Raw genomic sequence first — 7,066 nt, 5'->3', positions numbered from 1 at the left:
TCATTAATAATTTACCCAATTTCTGGTTCAATTCAGGGCTATTTCTATACTTGTGTGGCTCTTTCATATTTTCGCTTAGTTATAATTACCTTGAACGGCAAAATATAGTTTCTAGCATTACCTTTATTATTACATTAATAGCAGGTATTTTACAACTAGTTCTATTTTACATTGGCCTTCAGACTATAACCAAAAGAAAGTAATGAGTTTTATCGAAATAGTGATAATAGGAACTGCTGCCATGCTCCTTTTAGGTGCGTTGGTTGTTGGACTGGTAATTCTACAACAAAAGCAGGTTATCCAATACAAACTTAACATCCGTGACAAAGACCTCCAGCTCCAACGGGAACGCCTCATCGCAGTTCTCCAGGGCCAGGAGCAGGAACGTAAACGCATTGCGGAAGACCTCCACGATGAAGTAGGCGCCCAACTCTCCGTACTCAAGCTCAATCTCGGTGGATTGCAACCCCTGCTTAAAACCGGCAACGGGGAAACGGAACGCCTGAAGGAAACCAAAGATTTTACAGATATCATCATACAACAGCTGCGGTTTATTTCCCAGAGCCTCCACCCCCAGGCGCTGGAAAACCTTGGTCTGGCACATGCGCTGGACTCTTTCTGCAACCTGATGAATAAAAACAAACAGGTAAAAATTACGTTCAAAACCGCTGGCAACGGGCAATCGGTAGACAGAGAAAAAGCGCTGAACGTATACCGGGTAGTACAGGAACTATTGAACAATATTCTGAAACATGCGCAGGCCCAGGAAGTATTAATCACCTATCAGACCACTCCTTCCCTGTTGACGATCAACGTGGAAGACGATGGAAACGGAGCATTACTCTCCTCTATGGCCGACTCCCGGAAGAAAACCGGTAGTCTCGGACTTAAAAATATAGAGAGCCGTCTGAATATCATTGGTGGAAACATTAACTTCACTTCCAGAACACCACAAGGGACTATTGCAACGATTAGTGTAGAGAATTATCAGGCGCCCACACAGAATAGTTGATACTTATGTTGTTTTATTACTAAATTGCCATCCGGTTGTGTTTGTAACGGCATGACTTTAAGTAATTTATTATCAATAAAATAATAGCAAATCTCCTAACTGTCACCTATGGCACACATAAAAGTGGCCATTGCGGACGATCATAAAATCTTTCGCAGTGGAGTGATAAACACGCTGATTCCATATGATAACATCAGCTTCATCTTTGAAGCCGATGACGGGCTGCATTTACTGCAGATAATGGAAACACAACAACCGGACGTGATCCTCATGGATCTCAAAATGCCTAACATGGATGGTATCGAAGCCACCATCAAGGTGAAAGAAAAGTATCCTGATGTAAAAATCATTATACTCACCATGTATGAAGACGACAACTTCATTGTCCATCTTGTAGAAAACGGCGCCAACGCCTATCTGCTCAAAAATGCCGACCCGGAAGAAATCTATGAAGCCATCTGTACTACTTTCGAAAAAGGATTTTATTTCAATGAAAATGTAAACCTGGCGCTGCTTAAAAAAGTACTGCACAAGAATAAACAACAATTTAAGCCAACACTTAAAAACGAAATACAACTGAACGACCGGGAACAGGAAGTACTGAAGCTGATCTGTAATGAACTCACCACCCAGGAGATTTCTGAACAGATTTTCCTGAGCCCCCGTACTGTAGAAGGCATCCGTCAAAAATTATTAGAAAAAATCAACGTTAAAAACAGCGTTGGACTGGTACTGTACGCATTCCGAAACGGATTAATAGAATAGATTTAAATACCCACCTAATCATGAGAACTATTAGAACCTTTGCCGCCACAGCAGGCGCTATGCTCCTGTTATATGCCGGCACTACCCTCGCACAGGGCATTAAAATGCCTGCGCCAAGCCCTACCCAAACCATCAAACAGGACTTCGCTTTATCCAATATAGAGCTGAGTTATTCCCGTCCGCTGAAAAACGGCCGTGTGATCATGGGCGACCTGGTGCCTTATGGTAAAGTATGGAGAACCGGTGCTAACAGCGCTACCACCATCACTTTCGGAGAAGATGTAAAATTTGGCGGCGTACCTGTTAAAGCAGGTAAATACGGCTTACTCACCATTCCCGGCGCACAATCCTGGACAGTAATCCTGACCAGCAGCCTGGATGTTACCAGCCCTGCTGCCTACAAACAAGAAAACGATATCGCACGTGTACAGGTAAAACCAGTAGCCAGTCCTTTCGCACAGGAAAGCTTTACCATCGGTTTTGAAAACGTACGCTCCAACTCTGTAGTACTGACCCTCAGCTGGGATAAAACAAAAGTACCTGTAGTAATTGGCGCCGACATCGACGATAAAATCACCGCACAGATCAACGACGCGATGCAGTCGGCCGAGAAAAAACCTTACTTCCAGGCAGCGGTATATTACTATGAAAGTGGTAAAGACCTCACCAAAGCAGTAGAGTGGATCAATGAAGCTACTACCCAAAGCCCTGACGCATTTTGGGTATGGTACCAGAAAGCCCGCATCAATGCAAAAGCGAAGAACGTAGCTGTAGCAAAAGAAGCAGCACAGAAATCTATCGAACTGGCTACTGCAGCTAAGAACGATGACTATGTAACGCTGAACAAAAAGTTACTGGCTACCCTGAAATAAATAGCAGAAAGCGTAAAGCAAAAAGCTATTGTTGCGAGTGATATACGCAACAATAGCTTTTTGCTTTATGCTTTATGCCTTCTGCTTAAATAAAAAGCGCCTCACCATTACGGCAAGGCACTTTCTATTATTGTAACAGATTGATTGTACGGTGTACTCTTACGCAGCTTTCGCTTTCTTCAGCTGAGCAGGCGTTATCATGGCTGGTTTCAGCTTGATGATGCCGATAAAGTTCAACATCTTCATTACCTGGTAGCTGGGATCCAGTTCATACCACTTCTTAGCGAAGTTAGGACTGTCTTTAAATTTGTGGTGGTTGTTCTGGAACAGTTCTCCCATCAGGATAATACCCCATGGAGAAGTATTTCTGGAGTGGTCACTGTTGTCGAAATTCTGGTAACCATATTTATGTCCGCACCAGTTCACTATAGCACCCTGTACAGGTCCCATCAGGAAATGGATAGGTAACAGTAAATAAAGATACCACATGCCAGCTGGTACAAATACTACGTAGAAAGCTACATAGATCGCCATCCAGGTGAAACGGGTAATGTTGCTGTCGCCGAATTTATCCATGGCTTCCCATTCTGGTAATGGTTCTGCGGTGAATTTAGGATCTACGGTGCTGGTACGGGTAGCAAAACCATTGTAGAGTTTGCGGGTTTGTACCATCATGCCCCAAACATCTTTGAAGAAGTGTGGAGAATGCGGATCGTGTTCGGTATCGCTAAACTCATGGTGCATGCGGTGCATAACGCCATAAGCTCTTGGAATCAGGTATGATGAACCCTGGAAAAACCAGGTACTAAAATAAAAGAAACGCTCCCAGAACTTGCTGGTAGTATACATCTGGTGAGATGCATACCTGTGTAAATAGAATGTGTGGAAGAACAAGGAAAAGAACCAGTGCACACAAAAGAATATCAGGATCGCCGTCATTTTTATAAAATGTAAAGTGACAAATAAGGCGCAAAGGTAAGATAAATAGCCGGGAAAAATGACAGTCTGGAAGGCGGTACCGTCACCAAAATGTTAAAATAATTTTAAATTTTAATTTTTCTTCACCCAACGTAACTCCAACAGATTCATACCGTTACCGGAAAATCCCGATACGTTTGGCTGTACCAGCCTCACCACTTCGTCGTAGAACAGCGGCACCACGGCCGCATCCGAAATAATCATGTTATCCATGGCCTGATACTGTGCGTAACGGATGCTGTCGTTGTTTTCCTCGAGCGACTTTTCGTAAAGTTCGTCGAAAGCCGGATTCTGATAACGGGTATAATTAGGCGGAGCCGGATTTTTACTGTAAAACATGGCCAGATAGCTTTCTGCATCAGGATAATCGGCGATCCAGCTGCCCCGGAAAAACAACGCCTGCGATTTGGAGGTTTGCTCCAGCAACAGGCTTTTCTGGATTACTTCTACCTGGATACGAATACCGGTTTCCTGCAACTGGTTGGCTACGTAGTTGGCGAGGTCGGCATAAATGGGAATAGACAATAGTTTGATGACCGGCAGCCCTTGTCCATCGGGATAACCGGCTTCCCGTAACAGCTGCCGGCTCATAGCCGGATTATAGCTATAGCCTTTTACTCTGGCACTATCGAAAGAGGGTAACCCCGCTGGCACAAAACCCGCCATGGCAGCAGTACCGATGCCATTACGCAGATAGGTCATCATTTTCGTACGGTCGATACCGTAGTTAATGGCCTGTCGTATTTTTTGTAAGCGGGTGGGCGATCCTTTGACCAGCGCATTATTGGGGTCTGTCAGAAAGCCGAGGTATTCTGTATTCAGATAAGGATGCTTGTTCAATACCATCTTCCCCTCCCACTCTTTCCGCAGCTTGCCTTGTTTGGTCAGCACTTCATCTTTAAAAGAGGCGTCGATATCATTCATGAAATCCAGTTGTCCCTGCCGGAACAACAGGAACTCAGAAGCCTTGCTGTCGAGGAAACTCACCTGCACCGCTTCGAGATAAGGCAGACGATGCCCGGTGCTGTCTTTTTCGAAATAGCCAGGGTTGCGGTGCAGCACCAGCGCCTGTCCTTCGTCCCAGAGGAAGAAGCGGAATGGCCCCGTGCCACAGGGATGGTTGCGGAAGTCCTTTCCATATTTTTCAATCGCTTCATGCGGTACAATGGAGCAGTATTGCATACTCAGGATACCCAGTACCGGATGAAAAGGGCGATATAACGTTAATTCAAAAGTAGAGTCGTTGAGCGCCCGGAAACCACTGTCGGGACTGAGTTTACCGTTAAAGATCCAGGCGCCGGGAGAAGCGGTTACCGGGTCCATAATACGACGCAGGCTGTATACCACATCGGCAGCCGTCATCCGCCGGCCTTTGCCGCCGGGGAAGATATCACTGTCGTGAAAATAAACATCCGTTCTCAGGTCAAAAGTATAGGTACGGTGGTCGGCAGATACGCGCCACTGCTTCGCCAGCGAAGGCCGGATCACCAGGTTACTGTCTGGTTCCACGAGGGTATTATAGAGCTGCTTTACCGCCCATATGACCTCCTGACTTTTGGCAAAAGCCGGGTCCAGGGAGGCAATCGTATTGGTGCTGTTGTACCGGAATACAGACAAGCGCTGTTTCTCCGGGCTACCGCACGACCATAACAAGAGGCTGCAAAGCCCCACAATCCAACATCTGATGATAACCGCCTGACAATAACAACTTTTCATTTGGCAGTAAATTAATATCTTTCAGTCTAAAATATACGAATAAATATGCGCGGCATACCAATGCTTTGTATCGCCCTGATGGCAACCCTTACCACTGCGGCACAACAACAATTCAGCAGAGCAGACACGCTGAGAGGTAGTATTACGCCTCCACGCGCCTGGTGGGATGTAACCAGTTATGATCTGCATGTACAGGTAAACACCGATGACAGCACCTTCCAGGGCTTTAATACCATTACTTATAAGGTACTGAAACCAGATTCGCTGATGCAGATAGACCTGCAGTATCCCATGGTAATAGACAGTGTGATACAGGATAAAAAATCCTTATCGTTTACCCGTGACAGTAATGCCTGGTTTATCAAAATAAAATCGCCGCAGGCAAAAGATAAAAAGAAACAGATCACCATTTTCTACAGCGGTAAACCACACCGGGCAAAGAATGCGCCCTGGGACGGCGGCATTGTATGGGTCAAAGATGAAAAAGGCCGTCCCTGGATAGCCACGGCAGTACAGGGTTTGGGCGCCAGCGTATGGTGGCCTAATAAAGATACCCAAAGCGATGAGCCGGAAAACATGACGATCAACGTTACCGTGCCCGCCGAACTGGTGGATGTTTCCAACGGACGCCTGAAGAAAACCATCGACAATCCCGATGGCACCCACACCTATATATGGTATGTGAGCAACCCGATCAACAACTATGATGTAGCACTGAATATTGGTAATTATATAGAGATAAAAGACAGCTACTCCGGCGAAGGCGGCAAGCTGGAACTGGGCTACTGGGTACTGGATTACAATGAAGAAAAAGCCCGGGAACATTTCAAAGTAGTGAAGCCTATGCTGAAATGTTTTGAGTACTGGTTTGGGAAATATCCTTTTTATAAAGATAGCTACAAGCTGGTGGAAACTCCTTTTCTGGGCATGGAACACCAGAGTGCCGTGGCCTACGGCAACAATTTCAAAATGGGCTATAAAGGCACTGACCTTTCCGGTACCGGCTGGGGACTGAAATGGGATTTCCTCATTATCCATGAAAGCGGTCACGAATGGTTTGGTAATAGTATTACCAGCAAAGACCTCGCAGATATGTGGATTCACGAGTCCTTCACCAACTATTCAGAAACGCTGTTTACCGAATGTGCCTATGGGCTTAAAGCTGCACAGGAGTATGTACAGGGCATCCGTAAAAACGTTAAAAATGATGTGCCTATCATAGCGCCTTATGGCGTTAATGCAGAAGGCAGTGGTGACATGTATTACAAGGGCGCCAACATGATCCATAACATCCGTCAGATCATGGAAAACGATGAAGCGTTTCGTCAAATGCTGAGAGGTATGAATAAAGCGTTCTACCATCAAACCGTTACTACGCAACAGATAGAGGAATATATGAGCCAGGTGGTAGGCATGAATCTGAATAAGGTATTTGATCAGTACCTGCGTCATACTACGATTCCTACACTGGAATATCGCTTTGCCGGACAGCAGCTGCAATACCGCTGGGTATCTGATGTAAAGGACTTTAATATGCCCGTGAGAGTGAAACTGAGTGATAATGGTTATAAGCTGATTTATCCTGGCACCTTATGGCGCAGTTCCAATATTTCGCTGAGTGATCATAAAAATTTTGAGGTAGATAAAAACTTCTATATAAAAACGAAAGAAGTTAAATAAGCGGAAAGCTGAAAGCATAAAGCAAAAAGCTATTGAAGCGAAT

At 45.2% G+C, this 7,066-nt stretch carries 6 protein-coding genes; 4 read left to right on the top strand and 2 right to left on the bottom strand.

Annotated elements, in window-relative coordinates:
• Positions 1-202: 202 nt before the first annotated feature.
• The 3 genes from VIP81_RS05320 to VIP81_RS05310 all read left to right on the top strand — a co-directional run bounded on the left by VIP81_RS05320 (position 203) and on the right by VIP81_RS05310 (position 2,649).
• Positions 203-1,012: a sensor histidine kinase gene (locus VIP81_RS05320; RefSeq protein WP_331957434.1), complete on the top strand. Its 810-nt coding sequence runs from the start codon at positions 203-205 to the stop codon at positions 1,010-1,012.
• A 108-nt stretch (positions 1,013-1,120) separates the two neighbouring features.
• Positions 1,121-1,777, top strand: coding sequence for a response regulator transcription factor (locus VIP81_RS05315; RefSeq protein WP_331957433.1), 657 nt, complete (start codon positions 1,121-1,123; stop codon positions 1,775-1,777).
• A 20-nt stretch (positions 1,778-1,797) separates the two neighbouring features.
• Positions 1,798-2,649: a DUF2911 domain-containing protein gene (locus VIP81_RS05310; RefSeq protein WP_331957432.1), complete on the top strand. Its 852-nt coding sequence runs from the start codon at positions 1,798-1,800 to the stop codon at positions 2,647-2,649.
• A gap of 159 nt (positions 2,650-2,808) precedes the next feature.
• Here VIP81_RS05310 and VIP81_RS05305 read toward each other — a convergent pair whose 3' ends face one another.
• Both VIP81_RS05305 and VIP81_RS05300 read right to left on the bottom strand, forming a co-directional pair.
• The gene (locus VIP81_RS05305; protein ID WP_331957431.1) at positions 2,809-3,588 is read right to left on the bottom strand and encodes an acyl-CoA desaturase; all 780 of its coding nucleotides are present in this window, start codon (positions 3,586-3,588) and stop codon (positions 2,809-2,811) included.
• Positions 3,589-3,699: 111 nt separating this feature from the next.
• Positions 3,700-5,343, bottom strand: coding sequence for an ABC transporter substrate-binding protein (locus VIP81_RS05300; RefSeq protein WP_331957430.1), 1,644 nt, complete (start codon positions 5,341-5,343; stop codon positions 3,700-3,702).
• 45 nt (positions 5,344-5,388) lie between these two features.
• On the opposite strand from VIP81_RS05300, the gene VIP81_RS05295 reads away from it, so the two are divergent.
• Positions 5,389-7,023 (top strand): M1 family metallopeptidase, encoded by a 1,635-nt coding sequence (locus tag VIP81_RS05295; RefSeq protein ID WP_331957429.1) that lies wholly within the window; start codon positions 5,389-5,391, stop codon positions 7,021-7,023.
• Positions 7,024-7,066 lie beyond the last annotated feature (43 nt).

This window comes from Chitinophaga sp., from assembly GCF_036566945.1.
Lineage (GTDB): Bacteria > Bacteroidota > Bacteroidia > Chitinophagales > Chitinophagaceae > Chitinophaga.
This window is presented reverse-complemented; position numbering and strand designations above follow the sequence as displayed.

Coding starts and splice junctions, on each gene's coding strand:
- VIP81_RS05320 (WP_331957434.1), top strand. CDS start 203: ATGAGTTTTATCGAAATAGTGATAATAGGAACTGCTGCCATGCTCCTT.
- VIP81_RS05315 (WP_331957433.1), top strand. CDS start 1,121: ATGGCACACATAAAAGTGGCCATTGCGGACGATCATAAAATCTTTCGC.
- VIP81_RS05310 (WP_331957432.1), top strand. CDS start 1,798: ATGAGAACTATTAGAACCTTTGCCGCCACAGCAGGCGCTATGCTCCTG.
- VIP81_RS05305 (WP_331957431.1), bottom strand. CDS start 3,588: ATGACGGCGATCCTGATATTCTTTTGTGTGCACTGGTTCTTTTCCTTG.
- VIP81_RS05300 (WP_331957430.1), bottom strand. CDS start 5,343: ATGAAAAGTTGTTATTGTCAGGCGGTTATCATCAGATGTTGGATTGTG.
- VIP81_RS05295 (WP_331957429.1), top strand. CDS start 5,389: ATGCGCGGCATACCAATGCTTTGTATCGCCCTGATGGCAACCCTTACC.